This is a genomic window from Nocardia sp. NPDC003726, assembly GCF_053586955.1.
The window spans coordinates 21,792-48,082 of sequence record NZ_JBSFNF010000027.1; the positions used below are offsets into that span (position 1 = coordinate 21,792).

Below are 26,291 nucleotides of genomic sequence, written 5' to 3' on the forward strand. Positions count from 1 at the left end.
GATCGGGCCTGCGCCAATAGTTCCCGACGCGGCCGCGGTGAACCGTTCCATTGTAGTGCCAGCGTCGCATCGGCCCCGTCGCACCCGACGGCGGGTGATTCGCCGGGGGCGCTGAGCGGATCAGGAGTGGCGAGCGATTAGTGTTCTGCGTCATGTCGCGCCGCTTGTCCTGCCAGTGGTGTGGGCGGGAGATCGTGGAATCGGAGGCCGGCCGCCGTCGCCGGTACTGCCGCCAGTCCTGTCGCCAACGCGCCTACGAACACCGCAACAGCTTGAAGGGGACGGGAATTCCCGACGACGCGGTCGTGCTCAGCGCCCACGAGGCCGCCGACCTGGCCGATCGCTGGTTCGCCGCCCGCTGCGCCGCCGAGGACGTCGCCACCGCGATCGCGGAGGGGGCCACGCCCGATGAGCTGGCGGCGCTCGGCAAGACGCTGGTCGCGCTCACCCGTGACGCGGAACGTCTGCGCTGACCGGCTCCGGCGTGGTCTCGGGTGTTGCGCCGCGGTGGCGTAGATACACCGCGCCGAGCAGCACGACGACGGTCGCCACAAGTCCGGAGGCGGCGTACCAGGTGGCCGGGTCGGGATGGACCAGCGACTGGCCGCGCATCGCCTGCCAGAAGACCAGCGCCAGCAGGCCGGCGTAGCCCGCCGCCAGCACAGCGACGACGGCCGCGCGAGCGCGTTGCGGGCGCAGCCAGCGGTACCGCGGCGCGAGCCGGGCGAGTGCGATGGCCGCCAGCAGCAGGACCTGGATGCCGTGCAGCCCGACGAAGTGCGGCACGCGCAGGTCGCCGCCGATGGTGCTCCAGTGCGTGATCGGCATGCCGCCCATGGCGTCGCGCGGAGCGAGATCGCCGGAGTCGGGCGCGACCGTGTGCCCGGCGGCCAATTCGACGACTCGTCCGGCGCTGTCGCGGACGAGCTGCTTGCCGGTGAATCCCATCAGGTAGCCCAGCGCCATACCCACCACGGCCAGCGCCAGACCGGCATGGACGGCGCGTGCGGTCGGGCGGTCCGCCAATCGCTGCCAGGACAGGATCAGCACGATGAGCAGGTTGGCCAGGAACAGGCCGGGCACGCCGGAGGCGAAGACCACCTGCCCGATCGAGTTCACCGGGTCGGTCTCGGTGTTGAAGTGGCTGAACGTGCCGCGCGCGGCTTGCAGCACGATGAATCCCACATCGACGAATCCGGTCACCGCGAACACCGTGCCCAGCCACCAGGTGACCCGGCTTCCCTTGTGCGGCAACGACAACAGCCACGCCAGGGTGAGGCTGTAGACAGTGAACGCCAGGCCGAATTTCATCGGCTTGAGCCAGACGGATTCGCCGAGCAGCGTGCGGTCGTCGAGCAGCATCGCCGGGAGGGAGAACAGGACGAGCGCGGTCATCGCGGCGACCGTGCCGAGCAGTGGTCGATGCAGCCGCCCGCGCGTCGCCGTCCGCGTGCTCGCACGCGACCGCGACCCGCCTGCGGGTGCGGCGACGAAATGTGTTGTGGACATGGAGCGAACGTAGGAATCGCGGACCCCGGTGGACGTCCCGCCGGGGCGCTATTCGCGTCTAGTACCCCGGTACCGGGGGGCCACCCGCGGGCGGTACCGCGGACCCGCATGTCCTCGCTTACGGCTGTGCCTTGGCGCGCCACGAAGCTGGTCCGGCGGAGGCCTCATAGGGATTGGATCCCGCGGCGGGATCGCGGGCGTCGCGCTCGATCCCGTTGCGCCGATCGGGCAGATGAAGCGGGCCGCGAACGCGTCGTTGCGTTCGCGGCCCGTAGCGGGCGACGGCGCTGTCGCCGGGTTCGTCCGCGAGCCCTCGTGTCCCGCGAGCCGGATCGGGGTCAGTCCTCCGGGGCGTACCCGACGTCGATGCCGCGTCCGGCCAGCCAGGGGTGCGGATCGATCGGGGTGCCGTCGGCCAGATGGACTTCGTAGTGCAGGTGCGGCCCGGTGGAATAGCCGCGGTTGCCCACCGTCGCGATGACGTCGCCCGCGCGGACCGGCTGGCCCACGGTGGCGAGGATGTCGTTCACGTGGCCGTAGACGCCGACGGTGCCGTCGTCCTGCTGGACCCGCACCCACAGGCCGAAGCCCGAGGCGGGACCGGCCTCGATCACGACGCCGTCGGTGACGGCGGCGATCGGCGCCCCGAGCGGATCGCCGAAATCCAGGCCGGCGTGCATCGCGCCCCAGCGCGTGCCGAAATTCGAGGTCAGTACGCCGGCGGCGGGCCGGACGGTCTTCGGGCGGGCGAAGTCCTGCGCGATGCGGTTGAGGTCCCAGGGCACAGGCGCCGGGGCGGCCTGCGGAGCCGGGCTCTGCGGTGGGGTGAAGACGGCGAATCGAGCCATGCCCTCGGCGGGGCGGATTTCACCCGAGGCGATCTTCCCCGCCACGAGGCGGGCGGAGTCGGTGTCCTCGTCCTGCTGCGCCGCGGCGAGCACGCCGAAGGACGCGGTGACGACCGCGGAGGCGACGACGACGCGGGCGGTGACGCCGTCGCGGCGCAACCGTGTCGCGGCGCGACGGATCGGTAACGGAAAGGTCACGGGCATGCGTCGAACGTACGGCAGCCGCCGCAGGCGTCCGCAATCCTGTGGCAACCATCACCGGGTGCAAAAGCCCAGCTCGATCATTGCGAAGAGGTGAAGAATCCTGCGCGATTCCTATGCGAGCTGGGACGACGAAGACTTGGCGGCGGTTGACCCGGGGAGTGCTGGATGCGCACACTGTGTGAGTGGCGACTAATGGAGTTCGTGCCCTCACGGCGCTGGCGGACCCCACCCGTCGCGCGATCTTCGAGGCCCTGCCGCAGGCCGCTCGCTCGGTCGGCGACTTGGCGGAGGAACTCGGTGTGACCAGTTCGGCGGTCTCGCAGCATCTGCGTGTGCTGCGCGAGGCGCGCTTGGTGATGATGCGGCCGGAGGGCAATCGCAGGTTGTATTCCCTCGACCCACGCGGCCTCGCCGACGTCCGCGACTACCTCGAACAGTTCTGGCCGAGCGCGATCGCCGCCTATTCCGCGGCGTTGCAGACCGCCGCGACAGCGAACGCGTGACCGCGGCGGTGTGCCCGCGTCCGTCTTCGGCGGCGGTCGGTGGCGGTCATCCCACCCGGCGATAGGCCGTCTTGGGACGGTCGGTACCCGTGCTGGGCCAATTGCGCTTGCTCAGCTGCTTGTCGACGGCGGTGATCACCTCGGCGACGTCGATCTGCAACAGGCCGGGGTCGGGGGCGGCGGCGTCGGCGTCGCCGACATGGCCGGCCCACAGCACGGCATGCCGGCCGAGCAGGTGCGCGGGCGGACCGGCCAACTGCGGCGGCGTCGGGCCGAACAGCAGGACGGTCCGGGTGCCGAACGCCGTGGCCAAGTGGGCCACGCCGGTGTCTCCGCAGATCACGAGGGCGGCCTCGGCGACGGTGGCGGACAGATCGATGAGGGTCTGCTGTCCGGCAAGCACCCGGCCGGCGGGCAGGCCCGCTCGTGCGGCGACGCCGAGCGCGAGTTGGCGTTCGTACTCGTCGCCGGTGAGCACCACCTCGCGTCCCAGGGCGAGCAGGTGCCGGATGACGGCGGCGAACCGGTCGGGCGGCCAGCGGCGCGCCGGTGCGCCCGCGCCGACGTGCACGACCACGCAGTCGCGGCGGCTGGTCGTCGACACCGGCGGAACCAGTCCCAGGTTGCGGCGATCCGCGCCGATGCCGTCGTACTCCAGCAGATGACACCAGCGGTCCACCTGGTGGGTGTCCGGCTCCCACGCCGGGCCGGACAACTCGGGAAACGCGGGGTTGCGGAAAGTGAGTATGCGCTCGGCCCCTGTCTTGGACAGGGCGACGATGCTCTCGGCGCCTGCGCCGTGCAGGTTGACCGCCAACTCGGGCGCGGGCGCGTCCCAACGGAGGCTGCCCGGATCGGGAGTGGGCAGCAGAGTGTCGACCGAGGCGATCAGATCGACGATCGGCTTGAGTCGCAGCGGCGCCGCCAAGACGATGCGATCGTGGGGTTTGGCTCGGCGCAGCGCACGAAGAGCCGGGATCGCGGTGAGTAGATCACCCAGCCCACGCGCCTGCAACACGAGCAGAACCGCCACCCTCTTCTCCTAGCCACCCGAGTCTCACCGAACCCCGACCCACCCGTTCAGCCCAGGGGCGCCGACGAAGAGTCACTAACGAATAACTACCCGGCCGTTCGGATGGCGAAACGTGAACGTGGGACAACGTCGTGACGTCGAAGGAAACCCTGGGCGCACGCTGTCCAGCAAATATGCAGGGAACATATGCATTGCAGCTATAACATCAGGGAATGACGACCGACAGTGTGGTAGAGGGTCCACTGAAGTCGCTTGCCCGCCGTGCGTGGCAAACGATCCTGCTCACCGGCGTCCTCGCGGTGATCCTCGGCATCCTGATCCTGGCCTGGCCCGACATCACGCTGGCGGTGGCGGGCATCATCTTCGGGGTCTACCTGGTGGTCACCGGCTTCCTGCAGCTGCTCGCGGCCTTCGGCGCGCCGGTCGGCACCGGCCTGCGCGTGCTGTCGTTCATCATCGGCGTGCTGTCCATCGTGGTCGGCGTCTTCTGCTTCCGCGACGAACTCGCCTCGTTGCTGCTGCTGGGGTTGTGGATCGGCATCGGCTGGCTGTTCCGCGGGATCGCGCTGCTGGTGGCCGCGATCTCCGAACCGGAACTGCCGGGGCGCTGGTGGCAGGTGCTCTTCGGCCTCGTCACCGCGGTCGCCGGTGTCGTGCTCATCGTCTGGCCGGTGCGGTCGGTGGCCACGTTGGCCGTCTTGGCCGGGGTGTGGCTGATCATCGTCGGCATCATGGAGATCATCGTGGCGTTCGGTGTGCGCAGGGAGATCGCCTGACCAGCACGGTTCCCTCCGGCTGGAACTCGTGACAGAATCACAGGCGCATTTTCACCAGACGTCGGCTTCGGGGTTGGTCGACATCGAAAAGAACTGGAGGCACGAATGATTCGTACTGCTGGGTTTGTCGGTGCGCTCGCCCTGGCGGGGGCCGCGGCCATGCTGTCGGCGGGGACGGCGCAGGCCGCGGTCGGCACGCTGTCGATCAACGGCGAACTGCACGCGGATCCGGTGGGCTGCCTGAACACCGACGGTACCTTCTACACCACGTTCCAGATCACCGTCGTCAACAGCACCGATCGTGCCGTCACGCTGTACTCCGGAAGGGACTGCACCGGTTCGGTGGTCGGCGAGCTGCCCGTGGAGAAGATCGGCTACCTGCCCAAGGGCGGCAGCGTCTCGGTCAGCTGAGCCGACCGTAGCGATCGCGGCCGAGGCGTCGCGTCACCCATCGCACGAGTTTCGTCGGTGTGGTGCGCGATCGCCTCGGCCGTTTCCGTGCTCGCCTCGCCCGCCCTGCCGTTTCACCCGCCGACGTCGGTGGGGATCCGTTCCGATGCCGACACGGTGTCGCGTGCCCACGCCGCGTGCGGCCGGGCGTAGCGCCCGCCGCACCGCAGCGGCTCGGCATGGCTGCCGTCCTCGACGATCCGGCCCTCGTGGAACAGCAGCACCCGATCGGCGGTCTCGGCCGTGTGTATCCGATGCGCGATCGTCGGGGTGGTGCGGCCGCGGGTGAGGCGGGCCAGGGCGTGCTGCATCCGTGCGTCGGTGCCCGCGTCGCAACGCCGCGCAAGATGATCGTCACGATGCGCAGCAGCGAGACCGCCAGCACGAAGGCCGCTCCGGCCGCGGGGAAACGGCCCTCGGCGAAGCTCGCGACCACCATGTGCTCCGTACTCCATCCACGGCTGTCGCGGCGAGCGCCATGCAGCAGGCGTTCACCAGGCCGGAGGCGACCGCGGCGGCCCGGCGCCCGCCCGCACCCGCGCAGCATGATCGCCAGCCCGCTGCACAGGGTGCGGGGGTCCTGCCCGGCCTCGCTGTCCGCGGCCGCGGCGAGCAGTGCGCCCTTTCCGTAGCTCATGACCCCGGACACCGAGATGTCCGGGTTGTTCCCGTCGCCACCACGATTCCAACCGCCTGCACGCTCTAAAAAAGGGGGCCTTGGAACGCGCCCCGCAGCAATGGACTCGATCAGTGTGATCGGAACACGGCGGCACTACGGCCGCGAACGCCCGGGGCGACCGCGATGGGCGCTACCGCGCAGGTGAACTCGTTTCCAGTGAGCGGGCCGGACGCCGGGTGTCCTGTGTGCGCGGCCAGTCATTCGGGCTCGCCGCGGTGGACTCCGAGGTCGCCGCCGGCGGAACCGGCGGCACGCCGGCCGCGCGGCGGCGTCCCCGCGGATCCCATGCCATCGCCGACGCGGCCGCGCCCAGCAGAACGATCACGATCATGGTCACAACACACCAGACCAACATGGTCCTTGCCTCCCTGGCAAAACCATCCGGTTGACAGACTGCGTCGGCTTACCAAGGCGGACAGTTGTTTTCGAGTCGCCGACAGTATCCACCGACCGGAAGGCGGGCGCGAGTCCTCGGCGCGGGGCCGGGCATCCCGGTCTTGTCCGAAACCCGCTACCGATGCTGTCGCGGCCGGTGTACCAGCGCGAACACCGCCGGCTCCGGTGACAGGGGTTCCGGTGCTGCGATCGGAGGAGACGGGGATCACGGTCACGCCGCGGCCATACGGGTGTGGGTGCCGTCTCAGTCCGGCCGACTGCCGTTGCTTCGTCGCGCGCGGCGGCCGGCTGGGCCGCGCCGCGCTGTTTGTCTCGTTTGCGCCCGGGTAGCACGGTGGGGACGGAGGTCAACCCACAGCGAAAGGGCTGGTTCGGCGATGTCCAATTCCACATCCGGCGCGACAACGGATCGGCGGTCTCCGCTCCAGGTCGCCGCCATGGCGGTCGGGGCGACGTTCCTGCTGGTCGGCATCCTGGGGTTCATTCCAGGGATCACGACCGACTACGGCGAACTCGAGTGGGCGGGTCATCACTCCCAGGCCCAGTTGCTCGGTCTGTTCGGCGTTTCGGTGCTGCACAACGTGGTTCACCTGGCTTTCGGCATCGCCGGGGTGCTGGCCGCGCGCACCGCTGCGTCGGCGCGTGCGTTCCTGCTCGGCGGCGGTGTGCTGTATCTCGTGTTGTGGCTGTACGGACTGGTCGTGAACCCCGACAGCGACGCCAACTTCGTGCCGCTCGATACGGCTGACAATTGGCTGCACTTCGTACTCGGCGCGGGCATGATCGCCCTCGGTGTGGTCTTGGCGCGGCGGCCCGTGACCCAGGCGCCGGGAGCGGGCAGGCAGACCGGAATCCTGGAGTAGCCGACGCGCCACATCGGGGCCCATCCGAGTGCTGGCTACCGAAAGTTGCTGCGCGTCAAAGGTTCTCGGAGACGACCAGCTCCGCCGGGTGCCGCCGGGTCGCCGACGGTACGCTCGGTTCGGGCGACGCCGGAAAGCTGGTTGCCGAACGCCGAAGATGTTGACATCGACTGCTGTTGACAACATATGATGTCAATAACTTGCTCAGCCCGCAATCCGCGCCGTGACCGCGCGAGCTTGTGGGAGTGCAGGCGCTTCGACCACGTTGGCAACGATCGCGGCAAGGGAGTACCGATGAGGGCCAAACCACCCGCGCTGGGATATCTCCGCAAGGACGTCTCTGGTGTGTCCCAGGATTGGGACGAAGCGCAGATGCGGAGTTTGGCCAAGCGACTGGGTTACGAGCTGTGTAAGACGGTGACCTTCGGCGCCGGTACCGACGCACCGGTGGATCGCCTCGTCGACGTCGTCCGCACCTTCGGCGTCGACGCGGTGATCGCGCCGGGGCTGCACCACTTCGGCAACGCGGTACCGGCGGGACTCGTCGAGGTCTGCGACCTGATCACCGTGACGCCTCAGCAGACGTACTCCCGTTCGGCGCTGTCGCGGATCTGGGCCTGAATCGGCCCCCCGGACGAAGTCCGGCGCGGTTCAGCGCTGACGCCAGCCCAGCGGACCCGGCAGGTCCACACTGTTCTTCTTGGTTCGGGAGTTCCACGACCAGGGGCCGATTTTGATGCTCCACGACGACAGCCCCGATTGGGTGAAGTTGAGTTTCAGCGGCCCGAACGATTTGCGCTGACGGTATCTGATTGGCATGAGCAGCCTCCCTGACTCGACCCCAGGATAACGGATCCGGTTATCCCACAGGGTTTTCGCTGGTCGGCGCACCCTTGGCCGGCATCCCGACAGGATTCGTGCCGTCGAGCGGGCGGCCCGGAAACGATGGGCGATCTACCGCTGACGTGCGCTCTACTGATGCCATGGACGGCACTGGAAGCCCTTGGGAGAATACGACGCACGACTGGGCGAGCACCGTGGACCTCGCTCATCTGGAACGGATTCGCCGCGAGCCGGAAGCGATGGCTCCCGGCGGTATCCGTCACCTGATCCTCGAAGTCGTCGCGTACGCGGCGGACGAAGCCGCATGTGGGAACGGCGGACGGTGCGTCGTGGTCTTGCACACCGATGGTTCGGTGTCGGTCTCCGACGATGGAAGAGGCACCGACACCCGCATCGACGCCAGCGGACGCCACGTCAAGAAGCCGATCATGGCGACGAAAGATCTGCGGTTCTTCGACTTCCCTGACGCGGAACGCCTGCCCGACGGTCATCCGCGCCGTGGCATGTCCGTCGTCGCGGCGCTGAGCCGATGGCTCGTGCATACCAATCGCAGGCGGCACGGAGCTTGGACGCAACGCTATGAGAACGGCGTCCCGGTCACCGATCTGCTGCCGGTCGCCGCGGACGGCACGACCGGTACGACGGTCCACTTCCGGCCGGGCCACGGCTCGCACGCGGCGGCCGAGCCGACGGTGGACGAGTTGGTCCGGCTGACGTCGTCGTGGCGACAGTTGTCGGTCGAGGTGATCCGCGCCGGTGAATTGTCGCAGTAAGCCTTGACGGTCCCCGGCTTCGCATCGCCACGTTCACCGCACGAAGGCCCGTGTCAGCTGTCCGGGACCTCCACCCAGCCGATGACCGAATACACGCCACCGCCCGGCACGCGACAGCGGGACGCGAGTTGTGCCCGGCAGGAGGCTGACACGGCGTCGGCCGGGGCCGGTGCGGATAGGCTGGCGGCATGTCGGACTCGGTGGTTTCCAGCGGTTTGTCGGTAGCGCTCGTGCTGGGGGGAGGTGGTCCGGTCGGCCTGTCGTGGTTGGCCGGACTGGCGACCGGACTGCGGGACAACGGCATCGACTTGGCCCGGGCCGACCGATTCGTGGGGACCTCGGCGGGGGCGGTGGTCGGCGCGGTCCTGGCCGATGGCGGTGATCCGGCGCGATTGCTGCGGCCGCCGTCCACGTCGGCGGCGCCGGTGCGGGCGGATCCGGCGCGCATGGCGGAGATCTTCGCCGTACTGCGCGCTCCGGGACAGGACCCGGCCCAGGCGCGCCGCCGGGCCGGGGAGCTGGCCTTGGCCGCGCAGGTCGGTGCTCCGGACGAGCATATCGCGCGCATCGGTGGGCTGGCCGGTGTAACGCGATGGCCCGCGCGCGATCTCGTCGTCACCGCGATCGACATCACCACCGGCGAATTGCGGGCATGGACCAGGGACGGCGCGGCGTCGTTGCCCGCGGCGCTGGCGTCGAGCACGGCGGTGCCGGGAGTCTTCCCGCCGATTCCGATCGACGGCAGCCACTACATCGACGGCGGCTTGCGCTCGCCGGTCAACGCGGACCTGGCCGCAGGCGCGGACGTCGTGGTGATCCTCGAACCGCTGGCGCACATGTTCCCGCGTGTTCCGAGCGATCGCGAACTCGGCTCGGCCACAGAGGTTTCCATTGTCCCCGACGACGAGGCCGTCGCCGTGATCGGACTCGACGTGTTCGACTCCGCGGCGCTGGCTCCCGCCCATGCGGCGGGCGTGCGCCAGGCGGCCGAGGCGGCGTCGCGACTGAAGGACGTCTGGCCGAACGGCTGACCGCTCACCGCCGTACTCCCTCGAGCGATGTCCTCGTCGCGCTCGACGTATTCGCCGTAGCAGCCGAAGCCCTCGGCGACCTTGTCGCGAAGCGCCGTTCCGGCTCGTGGTGAGCGCCGAGCCCCTGCGTCTGCACGGCTGCGCCGATTCGTGCTCGACGCTCCCCGCGCTGATCGGCTGCTGGTGCCCGCTCGTGCTCCCAGCGGCGAAGTCGTCATCGTGGCGGTCGAACCCGGCGTTCCCGGGGCGACCGTCACCGCGCGGCCGGTGGTCGACGCGACGCGCGATCTCGGGCGGGTCGGGGCCGGTGGCGTTGTGGCGTTTCCACGGCGACGGCGGGCGCGCACTCCGGCGGCAGTGCGACCGGCCCGCGATCGCGACGGCCTGCGACAGTCTGGGGCTCAGCAGGGCCATGCCGGCGGCCACCGTCGGCTACGCCGGGGTGCGCGAACAGTTCGTCCGTCCGATCGGCTCCTGCCAGGCCGTCAAGCGCGCCTGCGCGGACCTGCTGGTGCGGATTGCGGTGGCCGGGCAGTTGGTGGCGGCCGCGGTGCGAGCCGAGGTCGCGTCCGGTCCGGACGCGGGCGGCGCGGCATCGAGGGCCAAGGCGTTCACCCCCGAGACGGCGGTGCGGGTGGCGGGGAAGGCCATGCAGTTGCACGGCCGCATGGTTACATGTGGGAGAGCGGGATCGACGCCTATCGCAAGCGAGCCACGCTCGATCGGGGTCATGTTCGGCACGCCCGCCGAACACCGGAGACGACTGGCCCGGCGATTCGCCCCGGCATAGCGAGCGCGGGGCGGATCGCCGGTCGGCGGCTTGGAGCCGACCGGGAACAAGCGGTCAGTCGTCCGGAGTCTCGGTGAAGCGCTGCAGATACAGCGGCTCGCCCAGTTTCTCCACCAGATCGAGTTCGGTTTCCAGGTAGTCGACGTGCTGCTCTTCGTCCTCGAGGATGTGCTCGAAGATGCGAGCGGAGGTCACGTCGCCGCGCGAACGCATCAGCTCGATGCCACGGCGCAGCCGTTCGACCGCTTCCAGCTCGATCTGCAGATCGGCCCGCAGTTGCTCGGGCACGCTCTGCCCGATGCGCAGGGGGTTGAGCTTCTGATAGTTCGGCAGGCCCTCCAGGAAGAGGATCCGGTCGGTGAGCAGCTCGGCATGTTTCATCTCGTCGATTGACTCGTGCCGAGTGTGCCGGGCCAGCTTGGTAAAGCCCCAGTTCTCCTGCATCTTGGCGTGCAGGAAGTACTGATTGATCGCCGTGAGTTCGGCCGTCAGCTGCTCGTTGAGCAGCGCAACGATGTCCTTGTCGCCGTCCATAGCAGCGATCGTGGCACAAAATGCGCGCAGCGGCGGGCAGACCGCCTGGTGTGTCGGCTCAGGCGGCCGATGGCTGCGCTCCCGCGGAGGCCCGTGCGCGGCCGATCACCTCGGCCAGTCGCGTCGTGCAGCTGCCGCAACCCGGCTTCCATCCGCAGGCGTTCTTCACCTGGCGGATGCTGTCGGCGCCCGCCGAAACGCAGGTATGCACGTCACCTTCGGACACCGCGTTACAAATACAGACGTACATGAAGCCTCACAGCCAGGTCACCTTATCGCTGAGGTTAGCCTCGACTAACGAGGTAAGCCTCCCCTAATGTATAGCAGCTCGCTCCGGCGGTGTGAAGCCCGCGGCCCGCGCGAGCTCCGCTAGGGGGCGAGCCGCCGTACGGCCAGCTGCCGCGGCTCGCTCGACTCGATCTCGGCGCTGCCGGTGAGCGCGATGTCCTCTTCGGTGCGCAGCAGCACGTGCCGCGGCGCCTTGTAGCCGGCCAGCCGCTCGCGCAGGAAAGCGCAGTTCCGCGCCATCCACCGTCGCGCCCGGCCGCGGCGCCACGCACGAGACCACGGCTTCGCCGAGCGTCTCGTGCGGCACGCCGACGGTGCGCGCGACCTTGACGCCGGGGAACCGGAGCAGCCCCGCGCTGGACGGGCCGGTGATGCGAACCCGGTTGCCGACGAGGACGTGGCCGGCGGTTACGTGCTCGCCTGCATCCATGGCGTTCGGCCGCGGCGATCTCGGGCAGCGGGCCCGCTTCCAGCGGATCGCGGTCCCCTGCGGCTGCGGGCCGCCGGTTATCGGCCGTTCTCGACCTGGTTGAACGGGACGTCGCGATCGGCGGCGAACTCCCTGGGCATGCCGAGCACGCGCTCACTGATGACGTTGCGCGCCATCTCGGTGCTGCCGCCGGCCAGGCTCCACGCCGACCGGAACAGGTAATCGAGGCCCACCCTGGTCGTGTCGGCGGCGTCGCCCGGGCTGTGGGTGGCCGCGGTGGACCCGGCGATGCGTACCGCCATATCCGTTTGCAGCCAGGCGTTCTCCGCGGTGAACAACCGGGTGATGGCTCCGGCGGAGGGCGGCAGGTCACCGCTCGCGATGGCCAGCGAGACGTGCGCGATGAGCTGGTCGCGCACCACGTTCATGGCCCGCGCCTCGCCGATGTCCTCCCTGGTGCGCGGGTCGGCGCAGCGCCCGGTGGCGCGAGCCAGTTCGAGCAGCCGGTCGGCCTCGCCGCCCAGGTGCGGGCGCGCGCCGCTGGTGTACGGCGACGTGCCGCCCAGCGCGGCGCGCTCGTGGTGCAGCAGCAGGGACGCGGCGTCCCAGCCGCCGTCCACCCGGCCGAGCACCGCCTCCTCGGGCAGCGCGACGTCGTCGAAGAATTCCTGGCAGAACTCGGTCGAGCCGGTCACCTGTTTGATCCGCCGCACGGTGACGCCTTCGGCGCGCACCGGCACCAGGAACATCGTGAGCCCGCGGTGCTTGGCGACCTCCCAGTTGGTGCGGGCCAGGCACAGCCCGTAGTCGGCGGCGTAGGCGCCGGAGCTCCAGATCTTCGATCCGTTGAGGATCCACCGGTCGCCGTCGCGCTCGGCGCGGGTGGTGAGTCCGGCCAGATCCGACCCGCCGCGCGGCTCGGACAGGAACTGCGCCAGGATCTCTTCGCCGCGCAGCACGGCGGGCAGGTGCGCGCGCTTCTGCTGCTCGGTGCCGAGATCGAGCAGGCTCGCCGCGCAGATGGCCAGCGTCGGCACGTTCAGCAGCAGTGGCATCTCGTAGGGCAGCGATTCCTCGGTGAACGCCCGCTGGTGGGCCGGGGTGAGGCCGAGTCCGCCGTAGTCGGCCGGGAAGCAGATTCCGGCGAAGCCGCCCTCGTGCAGCATCCGTTGCAGCTGCCGGGCGCGGTCCCACGCCTCCTCGGTGTCGGACTTGTGGTCCGCGGCGGGGGCCGGGGGCAGGTTGCCCCGCAACCAGGTCCGCGCGCGGGCGCGGAAGTCCTCGACGGGCTCCAGATCCGTGGTCATAACGCGGTCCTTCCTGGCGGGCTCGATCCGGTTCACGCGGCTGCCGTGTCGAGCAGATCGGTGATGTGGCGCCGGTGCTCCTCTGGCGTGCCGTACATGGCGCGGCCGAGGGTGATCCGGCGTAGGTACAGATGCAGGTCGTGCTCCCAGGTGACGCCGATGCCGCCGTGCAGCTGTACGCAGTCCTGGGCGATCACCGGGGCTTTCGCTCCCACATACGATTTCGCGATGCTGATCGCCTCGCCCGCGCAGGCCGGGTCGTCGTCCCACGCCGCCGCGGCGGCGGTCGCGGTGGCTCGGCACGCTTCCAGCCAGGTCTTGTTGTCGGCCATCCGGTGCTTGAGCGCCTGGTAGGAGGCCAGCTGCCTGCCGAAGGTGTAGCGATCGAACAACCAGGACAAGGTCGCGGCGAGCGCGGCGTCGGCGGCGCCGACCAGCTCGGCGGCGGTCAGCACGGCCGCGGTGCGCGCCTGCGCTCGCAGCGCGGCCACGGCGGCGCCGCCGGTGTGCGCCACGGCGTCCGCCGATACCGCGACATTCTCGAACGTCACGTGCGCGGTGCGGCGGACCAGGTCCAGGGTCCAGGCCGGGGTGACGGTCACGCCGGGGGCGTCGGCGCGCACCAGCAGCTGCACCGGGCCGTCGGCGCTCTGGGCGGTCACCAGGAACAGATCCGCCTGGTCGCCCGCTTCCACGCGGTCCTTGACGCCGTTGAGCCGGTATCCGTCGCCCTGGGGTTCGGCGCTGGTCCTGAGGGCCTGTCCGGGGGACAGGACGGTGAAGTCCCGGCCGGGTTCGTAGACCGCCCACGTCACGATCGTTTCGCCAGCGGCGACGGCGGTGACGACCTCGCCGAGAGGGCGTGCGTCCGAGGCCAGTCCCGCCAGGACGGCATTCGTCGTGATGAACGGGCCGGGCGCGCAGGCGCGGCCCAGCTCTTCGGCCACCGCGGCGAGTTCGGTCATCGGCCTTCCGGAAACGGTTCCGCCGCCGAGGCTTTCGGGAACCAGCATGGCCGTCCAGCCCAATTCCGCCGCGCGCCGCCACCAGGTCCGATCGAATCCCGTCCCCGCTTCGCCGAGCGCGCGCACGGTGCTCACCGGGACGGTGTCCGCCAGGAATTCGCGGGTGGTCGACTGGAACAACCGCTGATCCGCGGTGGGGTCGTTGGTCATGATGCCTGTCCTTGGTTGACGCGCCGCCCTGTTTGTGGAAATCTCATACTCACAGATGAGAGGAATATTCTCAATCACGGAAGTCACCCGGCGAACTCGGCCCATGAGCGGCCTCCGCCGGGGTGTCGAAGGGACCCTCGAGTGGTGAAAAACTTCCAGGAGCTGGACTTCTTCCTCGGGCAGGAGCTCGTCGCCGATCCGTATCCGTACTTCGACGCGCTGCGCGAGCAGTGCCCGGTGACGCGCGAGAAGCACCACGACGTGATGATGGTGACCGGCTACGACGAGGCGCTCGAGGTCTACAACGACGTCGAACGGTTCTCCTCCTGCATCTCCGTCACCGGCCCGTTCCCCGGCTTCCCGGTGCCCCTGGCCGGGGCGGAGGATGTCGACGCCCTCATCGCCGAGCACCGGGACAAGCTGCCGATGAGCGACCAGCTGCCCACGCTCGACCCTCCGGTGCACACCGATCACCGCGCACTGCTCATGCGGTTGATCACGCCGAAACGCCTCAAGGAGAACGAGGAGGCGATGTGGGCCATCGCCGACCGGATGCTGGACCGGTACCTGGCCAAGGGCAAGGGCGACTGCATGCGGGAATTCGCCGGCCCCTTCACGCTGTACGTGATCGCCGACCTGCTCGGAGTCCCCGACGACGATCAAGAGGAGTTTCTGCACGCCTTGCAACGCGATCCGCACCGCGAGGGCGCGAGTGTCGGCAGCACCGACGGGGAGGGCATGTCGCACAACCCCATCGAATTCCTCTACGCCAAATTCTCCGAGTACGTCGAGGACCGCAGGAAGAACCCGCGCGGTGACGTGCTGACCAGCATGGCGACCGCGACCTTCCCCGACGGGCGCGAACCCGAGGTCCTCGATGTGGTCCGGGTGGCGGCGAACCTCTTCTCGGCGGGCCAGGAGACGACCGTCCGGCTGCTCAGTTCGGCGCTGAAGATCCTGGCCGAGCGCCAGGACATCCAGCGGGATCTGCGCGAGGACCGCGGCCGCGTCCAGCACTTCATCGAGGAGTGCCTGCGGATGGAGAGCCCGGTCAAGGGCGACTTCCGGCTGGCCAAGGTCGCCACCGAGGTCGGCGGCACCCAGGTGCCCGCGGGCGCCGTCCTTATGGTGGTCAACGGCGCGGCGAATCGCGACCCGCGCCGGTTCGAGGATCCGACCACGTTCGCGGTGGGACGCTCGAACGCGCGCTCGCACTTGGCATTCGGGCGCGGGGTGCACACCTGCCCCGGCGCGCCGCTCGCGCGGGCCGAAGCCAGGGTGGCCATCGAGCGGCTGCTCGAGCGCACCACCGGATTCCGGATAGACGAGAGCGTGCACGGCCCCGAGGGCGCGCGCGACTACCGCTACCTGCCCACGTTCATCCTGCGCGGACTCACCGCCCTGCACTTGGAGTTCGACGTGGCCGAGGGTGGGGCGCGATGAAGGTCGGCGTCGACGCGGATCGTTGCCGGGGCCACGGCGTCTGTCTCGGCCTGTGCCCCGAAGTGTTCTCCTTGACCGACGACGGCTACGCCGAAGCCGTCGTCACCGAGGTGCCCGGTCACCTCGAGGCGCAGGTGCGCGAGGCGGTGCAGTCCTGCCCCGAGAGCGCGATCGTCATCGAGTGAGCGACAGGGCGGGCACCGGGATCACCGCCGCGAGCGGGTCGAATCGGACGTCCTGGTGCCGCGACCGCTCCACCTAGGATGCGCGAGTCTTCTGCACGCGGGTGTTGCCGGTGCCGAGGGCGGTGCCGTCGGAACCGGTCGGGGCGATTTCCGGCACGGGGATGCCGTGTTCGTCCACGAGGATGGAATGCGCCTCGCCGGGGTCGAAGGCGTGGCGCTCTCCCCACTGCCGCAGCGTGAGGACGACGGGGAAGAGGTCGCGGCCCGCATCGGTGAGCACGTACTCCTGGCGGCGGCCCGACGGTGCGGTGCGCTGAGTGAGGACCCCGTGAGCGGTGAGCTTGCGCAGCCGGTCGGTGAGGATATTGCGCGCGATGCCGGTGCGTCGCTGGAACTCGGTGAACGATCGTGCCCCGTCCATCGCGTCGCGGATGACGAGAAAACTCCACCGGTCGCCGACCAGGTCGAGGGTGCGGGCGACGGGGCAGTCCGGGTCGGTCCAGTCGGGGTTCGCGGTGCGCGGCATGACACCTCCCAATGAGTTGCAGATTGAAACCATTATGTCGTACCGTCCAATTGGTTGCAATATGCTACTGATTGGGAGCGTGATGAACGGGTGGCGGCGGTTGCTGCTGGCGGTGGTGTGCGGTGTCGCGGTGGCGACCATCTATGCGGCACAGCCGATTCTGGAGCCGATGGGACGTGATCTCGGTGTGACGGCCGAACGCGCGGGGTGGATCGTCGCCGCCGCTCAGGTCGGCTATCTGGTGGGCCTGGTGCTGCTGGTGCCGCTCGGCGATGTGGTGTCCGACAGGCGCCGGCTCATCGCAGCGCACCTGGCGCTCACCGCGGTGGGCATGATCCTGACGGCCTCGGCGCAGGCCACCTGGGTGGCGTTCGCCGGGCTCGCGGCGACCGGATTGTTCGCGGTGGTGGTACAGACCACGGTGGCCTACGCCGCATCGGTGTCCCCGCCCGCCGAACGCGGACGGAGCATCGGAGTTGTGACCTCGGGCGTCATGATCGGCATCCTGGGCGCGCGGATCGTCACCGGCATGGTCGCGCAGATCGGGGGCTGGCGGAGTGTGTATGCGGCCTGCGCGGGCCTGGCGCTCGGGCTCGCGGCCTTGGTCCTGCTCGTCCTGCCGCCGGAGCAACGACCCGGCCGGCCGTCGGGGTATCGGCGGGCCCTCGTCGCACTCGGCGGCCTGTTCGGGCAGCGCCACTTCCTGACGCGCGGGCTCATCGCGTTCTTCCTGTTCGCCTCGTTCGCGACCCTGTGGAACGGGCTGTCGCTCGCGCTGGCGGGCGCGCCGTGGCAGCTGAGCGAAAGCCGGATCGGGCTGTTCGGACTCGCCGGACTCGCCGGCGCGCTCGGCGCAGCCCGGGCTGGACGGTGGGCCGACGCCGGGCATGCGGCCCCGGTCACCGGGCTCGCGCTCACCCTGCTCATCCTGTCGTGGTCGGCGATCGCGCAGCTGCCGAGGTCACTGTGGCTGCTCGCCATCGGCATCGTGGTTCTCGACTTCGCGGTCCAAGCCGTGCACGTCAGCAACCAGAACCTGCTCACCGCAGCGCAGCCCGACCGCGTCAGCGGCGTTGTCGGCGGCTACATGGTCTTCTACTCGCTCGGCTCCGCCGTCGGCGCGGCCGCGACCACCGCCGTCTGCACTGCCGACGGCTGGGTCGGCTCCTGTCTGCTCGGAGCCGGATTCGCGTCGTGCGCCTTGACGGTCTGGGCGCTCGGCGAGCGGCTACCGCTCGAACGCGCGACTATTCGAGCCGGGAAGTCGGGCGCGCACCAGGCGCGGGCCGCAATGGACTGACCGCGCTGGACGGGCTTTACGCGCCGCGTATCGGACGGTCAACTCCGCTCGGCCGGATGAATGCCCGCATCGATGGCGGCGTCCAGGATCCCCAGATCAGCGCCCAGTTCGGCGACCAGCGCGCGGGCCACCGTCACGTCCTTGCGGAGGAATTCGCTCACCGAAGCGCGGAAGACCTCGACCGCTCCCTTCCCGGCCACGCTGGTGACGGCGCGACCGCTGCTGCTGGCGTGCGGCAGGGCCGCCAGCAAGGTGGCCTCGTCCACTCCGAGTTGGTTTCCCAGCCGCACCGCGTCGGCGACCAATCCGATCTGCGCGGCGAACAGGGCGTTGTTGACGAGTTTCACCCGCTGGCCCGCGCCGAGTGGCCCTACGTGCAGGACGGGATCGGCATATGCCCGTAAGACGACTTGTGCGCGCTCGGCCGCCTCGTCGGCGCCGCCGAGGAGGACGGTGAGCCGGCCCGCGGCGATGTCGTGCGGTCCGCCGCTCACCGGCGCGTCCACCACCCCGACATCAGGGGACGCCGCCGCGATAGCGGCCACCGTCGCGGGACTCCCGGTGGTGTGCACGATCAGCACGGCCCCGCGGCGCACGGCGCGCAGCAGCGGGCCGCCCAGGCACACTTCGCGCACCTGGTCATCGGTGAGCACGCAGACCACGACGGCTTCCGCGTCATGGGCGGCCGCGGTGACGGTTTCGACGGCTCGCGCTCCGGTCTCGGCGATCGCCGCCCGCGCCGCCGCCGAGCGCCCCACCGCGCGGACGGTGTGACCCGCCCACACCAAGCGCTGGATCATCGGGCGGCCCATCCGCCCCGCGCCCACGAATCCGATGCGCAAGCCCGGTCCTTTCAGCGCTGCCGATTCATCAAGGCGAGCGTCGCGTCGGCCGCGCCGAGCACGACCCCGGGAGCGATCCCGGCCGCCTCGGCCAATCTCGCCACCAAGCCGACGTCTTTGCGGAGCAGATCACCGGCGTGCTCGGCCAGCCGGTCCACAGTGCCGCCCGCGGAGACGATCCGCCCCAGCGCGAAACTGTTCGCGGTGCCGTGGGTGATCACTTCGCCCAGGCGGTCCGGGCTGATGCCGAGACCCTGGCCGAGGGCGAGAGTCCCTGCCGCCGTGGCGATATTCGCGGTGAACAACAGGTTGTTCAGCAGTTTGGCGGCCTGTCCTGAGCCGACGCCGCCGAGATGGACGATCGGATCCGCGTAGGTCGCGAACACCGGGCGGCTGCGTTCGACGGCCTCGGCGTCGCCGCCGGCCATCACCAGCAGCCTGCCCGCGGCGGCGGCGGGGCCACCTCCGCTGACCGGAGCGTCGATCACCGTGACCTGTCGCGCCGCGGCGAGTTCCGCCAGCTCCCGGCAGGTGTCCGGATGCACGGTGGAGTGCACGGCGATGATCGAACCCACTGCGAGACCGGCCAATACGCCACGGTCCCCGGTCACGACCTCGCGCACGTCGGCGTCACCGACCACGCACAGGCACACCAGGTCGCTGCGCGCGGCCAGCTCGGCGGGTGATCCGGCCGTCGCGGCCGCGGTGTCGGCGAACGGCTCGAGCGAGGCGGGCCGCCGCGCCCACAGAGTGGTCGGGTAGCCGCCCTCGACGATGCGGCGCGCCATCGGCGCGCCCTGACTGCCCAACCCGATGAACCCGACGCGCATCAGTGCACCTCCTCGTCGGTCGGTTCCGGCGTGGCGCCCGGGGCCGGGGCGGGCCGATAGAAGACTGCCAGCAGTCCGGCCGTAGCGGCCACGGCCAGGCCGAGCACGATGCCGCCACCGGCCCAACCGGTGATCGCGATGCCCGCGGCATGATCCAGCGACAGCCACCCCGGCCCGAGCAGGCCCAGCGCGAGCGCGACCACGGCCAGCACGAGCACGTATTCGTAGCCCTCCTCGAAGACGAAGAAGCCGTTCGCGCGGTGCGCAAGCAATCCGGCGACCAGCATGACCGAGACGACCGCCGCGGCGGCGAAGGGGGTGAGCAGGCCGAGCACCAGCAATGCCCCCGCACCGATCTCGGTGACCACGCTCAGCCAGGCCTGCAGCACTCCGTTGCGCAGCCCCAGCCCGCTGAACCACCGCGCCGTCCCGGCGATCTTGCCGCCGCCGAGCCAATGATTGACGCCGTGCGCGATCATGGTGACCCCCACGGCCAGGCGCAACAGCAACAGCGCGACATCGGTGACCTCCATGGCCTCACCTTCCTGGCCGCGCGTGCGCGCCGCCGTCCAATTGGATTGCCGGACCGCTGAACTCACCGGTGGCGGCCGCGACGACGCACTCTTCTGCGAAGGCGAGGACCTGCAGGTGGTACGCCGCCGCGGTGTAGCCCAGGCTGACGTTGTGCCCGGTGTTGGGTTGCAGGTTCAGCACCACCCGCGGCGCCGACCGGAACAGCGCGCCGATGGCCGTCAGCTCCTCGATGTCGTTGCGCCACACCGATTCGTGATCGCCCGCGGTGAACCGCACCGGAATCCGCACGCGAGCGGCCATGCGCGGGAATTCCTCGCCGGCCCAGTCGGTGACGACGGCGGCCTCCACCCGCGGACCCGGTACCGCGATCGCCGCACCACCCACGAGTTCGGGTGGATACAACCGCGACGGTCGCCACAGCAGTCCGCCGAGAGCGGGCCGGGTGCCTTCCGGACGCGGACCCCACAGCACTTCCTGCGCTTCGGGATGGTGAATCCGGCCGGTGCCGGCCAGCTCCACGCCGAGCAGTTCACCGCCGCGGTCGTCACCGGCCATGCGCATCGCGAGTTCACATCCCGCCGAGTGCGCCAGCAGGAAGACGCCCGCGCCGCGCGGACGGCCCGCGAGGTGGGCCTCGACCGCGCCGTACATGAGATCGACGCGCCGCCGCGGCGCCGTGAGCTGGTCGCCGAACGGCCCGGAAGCGCCATAGCCTGGCCGGTCCAGCGCCAGGACGGTGTAACCCAGGCGCTGCGCGATCCGGAGCAGCGAGAGCTCAGGATGCCCTGGGCAATCGAAGTACGCGGAAGTGGTGGCGCCGCCGTGCAGGGCGACGAGCACCGCGCGGGGCGTGGGCGCCTCGGCCAGCAGTCCCGACACCGGGATGCCGTCGACATCGGCCACCACCCGTGGCGGCGCCGCGTCCGCCAGCGGGGTGAGATCGGATTCGGTGAGTGTCATCGCATGCCCGTCGATGTCGCGCCGTCAGGAATCGGAGCGCAGCAGCATCGCCCCGCCGGGGGTGAGCCCGCCGCTGGAGACGACCGCGACCCGTGCGCCGGTGACCTGCCGATCCCCGCCCGCGCCGCGCAGCTGCACCACGGCCTCGCGCAACAGGCCCATGCCGTGCGTGCGGCCGTGAGAGAGCTGGCCGCCGTGCGTGTTGACCGGGATCGTGCCGTCGCGGGCGATGCTCTTGCCGCCGTCGAGGAAGTCCTTGGCCTCGCCGATGCCGCAGAAACCGAGCGCCTCGATCCAGGACAGACAGTTGAAGGTGAACCCGTCGTACAGCTCGGCGACGTCCACGTCCCGCGGCCGCAGGGTGGTGCGCGTCCACAGGTGCGCGGCCGGGCCGAGCACCTGCGGTTCGTGGGTGAGCGTGCTCTGGTCCCACTCGACGCGTTCGACGATCTGCGTGCCGACCGCCTCCACCAGCACCGGCGGGACGGTCAGATCGCGGGCGGCCTCGATCGCCGAGACGATCACTGCCACCGCGCCGTCGCAGGGCACGTCGCAGTCGTAGAGCCCGAACGGGGTGGTGATCGGCCGGGCCGACAGGTAGTCGTCCATGGTCATCGGGTCGCGGTAGACCGCGGTCGGCTCGAGTTCGGCGTTGGCGCGCTGGTTGAGCGCGATCCAGCCCAGCGTCTCGCGCGTGGTGCCGTAACGATGGAAGTGCCGCTGAGCGTTCTGCGCCAGGGTGTGGGCGGCGGAGATCGCGCCGAACGGCGTCATCCAGCTCGTGGTGCGGCCGCCGGACGGCGGGATGCGGCCCGCCTTCACCAGTTCGTTGAAGGTCGACTCCCACACGGTGCGGAAGCACAGCACGTGCCGGGCCAGTCCGGCGGCCACCGCGGTCATCGCCGCGACCACCGAACCGCCCGGCCCGAAGGTCTCGATACCGCCGTTGTGCCAGCTGGGGCGCAAGCCCAGCGCCGCTTCCAGCGCGGTCACCCCGCCTTCGCCGAAGCCGCCGAGATTGCCGCCGCCCGGGTAGGAGGAAAGACCGTCGATGTCGTCGAGAGTCAGGCCCGCGTCGGCGACCGCGCGCTCGCACGCCTCGATCGTCAGCTCCAGCGGTGGCACCATGAGCCTGCGCCCGATCCGGGACATCCCGATCCCGGTGAGCGCAACCTTGTCCTCGAACTTGTCCTGCCGCAGCATCGGCCGCACGTGCTCGGCGAACCGGTGCGGCTCGATGTCGTCCACCGGCAGCGGGGCGGGACGGGGTTGCTCGGCGGCGGGCCGGAACAGCGGCAGCCAGACGTCGGCATCCTGCTGGAAGGTCACCTCCACCCGCATGCCGAGCACCAGATCGCCCGGATCGGCCTCGACGATGTTGGTGGTCAAGCGGACCCGCGGATCTTCCACCAGCGCCACCTGCGCCACCACGTACGGCGGCGGCAGGCCGGGCACGGCGAAGCGATGGTTCACCGTGAAGCTCGCCAAGATGGCCGCGCCGGAGACCTCCCGAATCCCCAGGTCGTGGCCGCGGCAGTACCGGCACACCGGCTGCGGTGGGTGGATGAGCGCCGCGCAGGACCGGCACTGCTGGACGCGCAGCTTGCCGTCGGCGCCGGAGGTCCAGAAGAACTCGGTGTCCAGGCCCAGCAGCGGCAGCGGCCGTCCCGACGGCTCGGCCGTCGTCGCCGGGGTCTGCTTCGCGTCTGCCACAGCGCCTCCTTGTCGTCGCAGCCGGTAGCCGCGTGCGGCCTGCGGCGGCCACACGCGGCTGAGGTGTTCTCAGATCTGCGCCGCGCCTCTGCGCACGGTCACCGGCTCGGCGAGCCGCTGATCGTCGCAGACCCGCTGCAGCTTCGCCAAGGTCTCGTCGAGACCCGCGCCGAGCCGGGGACCGGGGGTGAACTCGGCGGGCAGGTGGCGCATGCCCTGGATGACCGCGATCGTGTCGTAGTGCGCGGTCTCCTCCGGGATGCACCGGAAGTCCGGCATCCGGTCCAGCACCGCCATCAGCATTCGCTTGAACACCGTGCGGGCGACGTTGGAGCCGATGCAGCGGTGGATGCCTAGCCCGAAGCTGTAGTGCCGGTTGCCTTTCCGGTCCAGGATCAGCGTTTCCGGATCCTCGAACACCGCCGGGTCCCGGTTGGCCATCGCCCACGACAGCCAGACCCGGTCGCCCTCTTTGAAGGAGGCCCCCGCCACCTCGCAGTCCTGCGCGATGGTGCGCGCGTCGCCCGGAGCGGGGGTGTAGTAGCGCAGGAACTCCTCGGTGGCCGAGTCGAGCAGCAGATCCCGTTCCCGGCTCAGGGTTTCGCGCTCGTCGGGATGCTGGGACAGCCATTCGAGCGCATGGGCGGTGAGCGCGGTGGTGGTGTCGAACCCGCCGCCGATGAGCAGGCTGAGCATGCCCAGGATCTCCAGGTCCGGCAGCGGCTCCCCGCTGACCCGCGCCGCAGCGACCGCGTGGATGAGCCCGGGGCGGGGGTTGTCCCTGATCTCGGCGAGATTGGTCAGCAGGTCCAGGCCCATGGTGCGGTGCATCTCCGCGACGCGCGGGTAGTCCGGCGAGTCCGGCGGCGTGTACACCGCGGCGTGCACCGGTTCGTTGTAGATGGTCCACTTGCGCAACGGGATACCGAGCATGCCGAGCGTCAGCACGGCCGGCACGACGTTCGCCAGGTCGTCGACGAAGTCGATGCGGCCGCTGTCGATCTTCTCGTCGATGGCCGCGCGCACCACCTCGTCCACGAACGGAATCCAGCGTTCGACGGCGGCGGGGGACAGGTACGGGTTGAGCGCCGAACGCAGTTCCCGGTGCTCGGGCTCGTCCATCTCCAGGATGCCGCCACGGATGCCGCGGGCGCGCGGAGCCGGGGGAATGGAGATGCCGCGGTACCCCTTGCGGACTCCCTGTGGATCGTGATCATTCGACAGGTGCGGGCAGCGCGCGAGTTCGAACACCTCCTTGTTGCCCGCGGCCACCCAGTGACCGTCGTAGGTGTCGGTCCAAGCGAGCGGGCACTCGCTCTGCATCGTCGCGGTGATCGCTTGGAAGTTCTCCCGGTACTCCGGTGCGTAGCGGTCGAAATGGAATCGCGGTTGCTTGCGCTCGGCGTCGGCGCCGTTGTCCACGGTCATGCGGCGGCCTCACTCGGCGATCGAGATCGCGCGTTCCGGGCAGGAGTGCGCGGCCTCGCGGACCTGATCCTGCTGGTCGGCGGGAACGGATTCGCCGACCGGGGAGGAATGGCCGTCGATCTCGCTGAGTTCGAACGATTTCGGGGCGATCATCGCGCACAGCGTGTGCCCTTGGCAGCGCTGCTGATCGACTCGGACCTTCACGGTGTCTCTTCCTCTCAGACGTGGTAGTCGTACCACTTCAGGTAGCCGCCCGCGTCGACGCGCAACTGCGTTCCGGTGATGTAGCGCGCCTCGTCGGAGGCCAGGAACAGCACCGCGTCGCTGATGTCCTGCGGCTCGACGTAGGGGATCGGCATGGCCTGCTGCACATGGAAGGCGGGCTCGGCGTCCGCGCGGGTGGGATGTTCCAGGTCCGGGCGGAAGGATCGGTACATCGGTTCGCTCTGCAGCATCGGCGTGTTGCAGTTGGTGGGGTGGATGACGTTGGCGCGGATGTTCTGCGGCGCGATGTGCAGGGCGAGCGCGTGCACATACTGCGCGAGGCCGCGTTTGGCGACCACGTAGGCGATGCCGCCGGGGTCCTTGCCGGGCTGGTCCACCTTGGAGACGTCCATCAGAGCGGCCACCGAGCCGGTGGCGATGATCGAGGCGCCCGCGCGCAGATGCGGCAGCGCGGCCTGGATGGTGTTGATGACGCCGACGAGATTGGTGTCGATGACATCCGACCAGGCCTGCCACTGCGGCGTGCCCTTCATGCCCGCGATCCCGGCCTGGGCGATGACGATGTCCAGCCGCCCGAATTCCGCTAGGCCGCGGTCGAGTGCGGCGCGCACCTGTCCGGCCTCACGCACGTCGGCCTGTTCGGCGACGATGCGGCGACCGGTCTTCTCGACCAGTCGCGCGGTTTCGTCCAGGTCTTCCCGGCGCGACAGCGGATAGCCGATCGTGTCGATGTCGTGGCAGATGTCCACCGCGATGATGTCGGAACCTTCTTCCGCCAGCCGTACCGCATGGCTGCGGCCTTGGCCACGAGCGGCTCCGGTGACGAAGGCGACCTTGCCCTCTACGCGTCCCACGGGCCTTCCTTTCACTCTTGCTCTGTCGTACTGCTCAGCGGCACAGCGGGTCTCAGGTGTTGCGTCCGCCGTTGACGCCGATGATCTGGCCGGTGATGTATCCGGCTTCCTCGGAGATGAGGAACGCGCAGGCGGCGGCGATGTCCTCGGGTGTGCCGACCCGGCGGACCGGCGTCCGCTGGATGTGGTCCTCGACGCTGCCGCCGAGCCGGCGTGCCTCCTCGTTCTTGCGCAGCATCGGGGTGTCGATGAACCCGGGGGGCACCGCGTTCACGGTGATGCCCGACGGGCCCAGTTCCAGCGCCAGCGCTTTGGTCAGGCCGTTGACCGCCGACTTGGCCGAGACGTAGTGCGTCATGAACGGCTGGCCCGAATGCGTGCTCGAGGAGGAGATGTTGACGATGCGCCCCCAGCCCGCCGCCAGCATGTCCGGCAGCACCGCCTGGACACAGTGGAAGACACCGTTGAGGTTGACGTCGATCACCCGCTGCCACTCGGCGAAGGAGATGTTCTGGAAACGCTTGAATCCGTCGACCCCCGCGGCGTTCACCAGCACGGTGACCGGGCCGAGCTTGGCGCGGACGGCGGTGAGCGCCTCGGTGATCTGCTCCGGTTCGGTGACGTCGGCCCGGTAGGCGAAGTCGTCGTCGGCGGGTGGGTTGAGATCCAGGGACGCGACATGGAACCCATCGCTGCGCAACCGCCGTGCGATCCCCAGCCCGATTCCGGACGCACCTCCGGTGACCACTGCCGTCTTCACGCGCGCGACCCCTCTCCGGAATCCGGGGCGGCCTGCGACCGGTACTCGGACGGCTCCATCGCGCCCGGGATGCCTGTTGTGTGAACCACAAGAATCTCCCTTCCGGCTGTGAGAACCGTACTCTCGCAACGATGGGATGCGCAAGAGTCGCGCTGGGGTGTCGTCGGACCGGGTCGGTGGCGCCCGCGATGATGCCCGGCGCCGTGCCGGGTTGGCGATTGTCGCCGCGCTCCGTCAATGTGAGTGTTAAATTCTCCGT

32 protein-coding genes are annotated in these 26,291 nt (G+C 70.0%); 12 read left to right on the forward strand and 20 right to left on the reverse strand.

What is annotated here, in order from left to right; genetic code table 11:
- Positions 1 to 152 precede the first annotated feature (152 nt).
- Positions 153 to 473: a hypothetical protein gene (locus ACWDMM_RS27910; RefSeq protein WP_195079981.1), complete on the forward strand. Its 321-nt coding sequence runs from the start codon at positions 153 to 155 to the stop codon at positions 471 to 473.
- Here the strand turns inward: ACWDMM_RS27910 and ACWDMM_RS27915 are convergent.
- Positions 445 to 1,509 (reverse strand): hypothetical protein, encoded by a 1,065-nt coding sequence (locus ACWDMM_RS27915; RefSeq protein ID WP_195079980.1) that lies wholly within the window; start codon positions 1,507 to 1,509, stop codon positions 445 to 447. The genes ACWDMM_RS27910 and ACWDMM_RS27915 overlap by 29 nt on opposite strands.
- 338 nt (positions 1,510 to 1,847) lie before the next feature.
- Positions 1,848 to 2,561: a M23 family metallopeptidase gene (locus tag ACWDMM_RS27920; RefSeq protein ID WP_195079979.1), complete on the reverse strand. Its 714-nt coding sequence runs from the start codon at positions 2,559 to 2,561 to the stop codon at positions 1,848 to 1,850.
- A gap of 182 nt (positions 2,562 to 2,743) precedes the next feature.
- On the opposite strand from ACWDMM_RS27920, the gene ACWDMM_RS27925 reads away from it, so the two are divergent.
- On the forward strand, positions 2,744 to 3,064 hold the full coding sequence (locus tag ACWDMM_RS27925; RefSeq protein WP_449940253.1) for an ArsR/SmtB family transcription factor: 321 nt from the start codon (positions 2,744 to 2,746) through the stop codon (positions 3,062 to 3,064).
- 46 nt (positions 3,065 to 3,110) lie between these two features.
- On the opposite strand, the gene ACWDMM_RS27930 is transcribed toward ACWDMM_RS27925, so the two are convergent.
- Entirely contained in the window at positions 3,111 to 4,097 is a 987-nt protein-coding gene (locus ACWDMM_RS27930; RefSeq protein ID WP_195079977.1) for a glycosyltransferase family 9 protein, read from the reverse strand.
- A 212-nt stretch (positions 4,098 to 4,309) separates the two neighbouring features.
- Between ACWDMM_RS27930 and ACWDMM_RS27935 the strand changes: the two genes are divergently transcribed.
- Together ACWDMM_RS27935 and ACWDMM_RS27940 are read left to right on the forward strand one after the other, a co-directional pair.
- Positions 4,310 to 4,873: an HdeD family acid-resistance protein gene (locus tag ACWDMM_RS27935; RefSeq protein ID WP_449940255.1), complete on the forward strand. Its 564-nt coding sequence runs from the start codon at positions 4,310 to 4,312 to the stop codon at positions 4,871 to 4,873.
- A gap of 105 nt (positions 4,874 to 4,978) precedes the next feature.
- Positions 4,979 to 5,284, forward strand: coding sequence for a hypothetical protein (locus ACWDMM_RS27940; protein ID WP_040871783.1), 306 nt, complete (start codon positions 4,979 to 4,981; stop codon positions 5,282 to 5,284).
- A 113-nt stretch (positions 5,285 to 5,397) separates the two neighbouring features.
- Here ACWDMM_RS27940 and ACWDMM_RS27945 read toward each other — a convergent pair whose 3' ends face one another.
- A complete protein-coding gene (locus ACWDMM_RS27945; protein WP_449940257.1) occupies positions 5,398 to 5,634 on the reverse strand; it encodes a hypothetical protein in 237 nt (78 codons plus the stop codon).
- 1,141 nt (positions 5,635 to 6,775) lie between these two features.
- Between ACWDMM_RS27945 and ACWDMM_RS27950 the strand changes: the two genes are divergently transcribed.
- Positions 6,776 to 7,261 (forward strand): DUF4383 domain-containing protein, encoded by a 486-nt coding sequence (locus ACWDMM_RS27950; RefSeq protein WP_195079974.1) that lies wholly within the window; start codon positions 6,776 to 6,778, stop codon positions 7,259 to 7,261.
- Between the two features lie 294 nt (positions 7,262 to 7,555).
- Positions 7,556 to 7,882: a hypothetical protein gene (locus ACWDMM_RS27955; RefSeq protein ID WP_195079973.1), complete on the forward strand. Its 327-nt coding sequence runs from the start codon at positions 7,556 to 7,558 to the stop codon at positions 7,880 to 7,882.
- Between the two features lie 30 nt (positions 7,883 to 7,912).
- On the opposite strand, the gene ACWDMM_RS27960 is transcribed toward ACWDMM_RS27955, so the two are convergent.
- Complete coding sequence (locus ACWDMM_RS27960; protein ID WP_083880898.1) at positions 7,913 to 8,080, reverse strand: DUF4236 domain-containing protein; 168 nt, start codon at positions 8,078 to 8,080, stop codon at positions 7,913 to 7,915.
- Positions 8,081 to 8,244: 164 nt separating this feature from the next.
- Here ACWDMM_RS27960 and ACWDMM_RS27965 point away from each other — a divergent pair, with 164 nt between their 5' ends.
- The 3 genes from ACWDMM_RS27965 to ACWDMM_RS27975 all read left to right on the forward strand — a co-directional run bounded on the left by ACWDMM_RS27965 (position 8,245) and on the right by ACWDMM_RS27975 (position 10,698).
- Positions 8,245 to 8,877, forward strand: a complete 633-nt coding sequence (locus tag ACWDMM_RS27965; protein ID WP_449940261.1) for a hypothetical protein — start codon at positions 8,245 to 8,247, stop codon at positions 8,875 to 8,877.
- Between the two features lie 188 nt (positions 8,878 to 9,065).
- The gene (locus ACWDMM_RS27970) at positions 9,066 to 9,908 is read left to right on the forward strand and encodes a patatin-like phospholipase family protein (RefSeq protein ID WP_449940263.1); all 843 of its coding nucleotides are present in this window, start codon (positions 9,066 to 9,068) and stop codon (positions 9,906 to 9,908) included.
- Between the two features lie 307 nt (positions 9,909 to 10,215).
- Positions 10,216 to 10,698, forward strand: coding sequence for an acyl-CoA dehydrogenase family protein (locus ACWDMM_RS27975; protein ID WP_449940266.1), 483 nt, complete (start codon positions 10,216 to 10,218; stop codon positions 10,696 to 10,698).
- Positions 10,699 to 10,752: 54 nt separating this feature from the next.
- Here ACWDMM_RS27975 and bfr read toward each other — a convergent pair whose 3' ends face one another.
- The 5 genes from bfr to ACWDMM_RS28000 form a co-directional block, all read right to left on the reverse strand.
- A complete protein-coding gene (gene bfr / locus ACWDMM_RS27980; RefSeq protein WP_067807548.1) occupies positions 10,753 to 11,232 on the reverse strand; it encodes a bacterioferritin in 480 nt (159 codons plus the stop codon).
- A gap of 58 nt (positions 11,233 to 11,290) precedes the next feature.
- On the reverse strand, positions 11,291 to 11,482 hold the full coding sequence (locus tag ACWDMM_RS27985) for a (2Fe-2S)-binding protein (RefSeq protein WP_195079971.1): 192 nt from the start codon (positions 11,480 to 11,482) through the stop codon (positions 11,291 to 11,293).
- Positions 11,483 to 11,601: 119 nt separating this feature from the next.
- Complete coding sequence (locus tag ACWDMM_RS27990; RefSeq protein ID WP_357208852.1) at positions 11,602 to 11,760, reverse strand: hypothetical protein; 159 nt, start codon at positions 11,758 to 11,760, stop codon at positions 11,602 to 11,604.
- Positions 11,761 to 12,027: 267 nt separating this feature from the next.
- A complete protein-coding gene (locus ACWDMM_RS27995) occupies positions 12,028 to 13,257 on the reverse strand; it encodes an acyl-CoA dehydrogenase family protein (RefSeq protein WP_195079969.1) in 1,230 nt (409 codons plus the stop codon).
- Between the two features lie 32 nt (positions 13,258 to 13,289).
- Entirely contained in the window at positions 13,290 to 14,432 is a 1,143-nt protein-coding gene (locus tag ACWDMM_RS28000; RefSeq protein WP_449940272.1) for an acyl-CoA dehydrogenase family protein, read from the reverse strand.
- A gap of 141 nt (positions 14,433 to 14,573) precedes the next feature.
- Here ACWDMM_RS28000 and ACWDMM_RS28005 point away from each other — a divergent pair, with 141 nt between their 5' ends.
- Positions 14,574 to 15,875: a cytochrome P450 gene (locus ACWDMM_RS28005; RefSeq protein WP_357208857.1), complete on the forward strand. Its 1,302-nt coding sequence runs from the start codon at positions 14,574 to 14,576 to the stop codon at positions 15,873 to 15,875.
- A complete protein-coding gene (locus tag ACWDMM_RS28010; protein WP_195079967.1) occupies positions 15,872 to 16,060 on the forward strand; it encodes a ferredoxin in 189 nt (62 codons plus the stop codon). Before ACWDMM_RS28005 ends, ACWDMM_RS28010 begins: the two co-directional genes overlap by 4 nt.
- A gap of 73 nt (positions 16,061 to 16,133) precedes the next feature.
- Here ACWDMM_RS28010 and ACWDMM_RS28015 read toward each other — a convergent pair whose 3' ends face one another.
- A complete protein-coding gene (locus tag ACWDMM_RS28015; protein WP_195079966.1) occupies positions 16,134 to 16,586 on the reverse strand; it encodes a winged helix-turn-helix transcriptional regulator in 453 nt (150 codons plus the stop codon).
- Between ACWDMM_RS28015 and ACWDMM_RS28020 the strand changes: the two genes are divergently transcribed.
- Positions 16,585 to 17,886 carry an MFS transporter gene (locus ACWDMM_RS28020; protein ID WP_449940276.1) on the forward strand — a complete coding sequence of 434 codons (1,302 nt, stop codon included), beginning with the start codon at positions 16,585 to 16,587 and terminating at the stop codon, positions 17,884 to 17,886. The genes ACWDMM_RS28015 and ACWDMM_RS28020 overlap by 2 nt on opposite strands.
- Positions 17,887 to 17,924: 38 nt before the next feature.
- Here ACWDMM_RS28020 and ACWDMM_RS28025 read toward each other — a convergent pair whose 3' ends face one another.
- From ACWDMM_RS28025 to ACWDMM_RS28065, 9 genes are all read right to left on the reverse strand, one after another.
- The gene (locus ACWDMM_RS28025) at positions 17,925 to 18,728 is read right to left on the reverse strand and encodes an NAD(P)-dependent oxidoreductase (RefSeq protein WP_449940279.1); all 804 of its coding nucleotides are present in this window, start codon (positions 18,726 to 18,728) and stop codon (positions 17,925 to 17,927) included.
- Positions 18,729 to 18,739: 11 nt separating this feature from the next.
- Positions 18,740 to 19,558, reverse strand: a complete 819-nt coding sequence (locus ACWDMM_RS28030) for an NAD(P)-dependent oxidoreductase (protein WP_449940280.1) — start codon at positions 19,556 to 19,558, stop codon at positions 18,740 to 18,742.
- A complete protein-coding gene (locus tag ACWDMM_RS28035) occupies positions 19,558 to 20,091 on the reverse strand; it encodes a DoxX family protein (RefSeq protein ID WP_449940283.1) in 534 nt (177 codons plus the stop codon). The genes ACWDMM_RS28030 and ACWDMM_RS28035 overlap by 1 nt, the downstream gene beginning before the upstream one ends.
- A 4-nt stretch (positions 20,092 to 20,095) precedes the next feature.
- Entirely contained in the window at positions 20,096 to 21,052 is a 957-nt protein-coding gene (locus ACWDMM_RS28040; protein WP_449940285.1) for an alpha/beta hydrolase, read from the reverse strand.
- Positions 21,053 to 21,076: 24 nt separating this feature from the next.
- Positions 21,077 to 22,765 carry a thiolase C-terminal domain-containing protein gene (locus ACWDMM_RS28045; protein WP_195079960.1) on the reverse strand — a complete coding sequence of 563 codons (1,689 nt, stop codon included), beginning with the start codon at positions 22,763 to 22,765 and terminating at the stop codon, positions 21,077 to 21,079.
- Between the two features lie 69 nt (positions 22,766 to 22,834).
- On the reverse strand, positions 22,835 to 24,193 hold the full coding sequence (locus ACWDMM_RS28050; protein WP_195079959.1) for a cytochrome P450: 1,359 nt from the start codon (positions 24,191 to 24,193) through the stop codon (positions 22,835 to 22,837).
- A 9-nt stretch (positions 24,194 to 24,202) separates the two neighbouring features.
- A complete protein-coding gene (locus tag ACWDMM_RS28055; RefSeq protein ID WP_357105929.1) occupies positions 24,203 to 24,397 on the reverse strand; it encodes a ferredoxin in 195 nt (64 codons plus the stop codon).
- A gap of 14 nt (positions 24,398 to 24,411) precedes the next feature.
- Positions 24,412 to 25,272 (reverse strand): mycofactocin-coupled SDR family oxidoreductase, encoded by an 861-nt coding sequence (locus tag ACWDMM_RS28060; protein WP_195079957.1) that lies wholly within the window; start codon positions 25,270 to 25,272, stop codon positions 24,412 to 24,414.
- A 52-nt stretch (positions 25,273 to 25,324) separates the two neighbouring features.
- A complete protein-coding gene (locus tag ACWDMM_RS28065) occupies positions 25,325 to 26,032 on the reverse strand; it encodes an SDR family NAD(P)-dependent oxidoreductase (RefSeq protein ID WP_195079956.1) in 708 nt (235 codons plus the stop codon).
- Positions 26,033 to 26,291 lie beyond the last annotated feature (259 nt).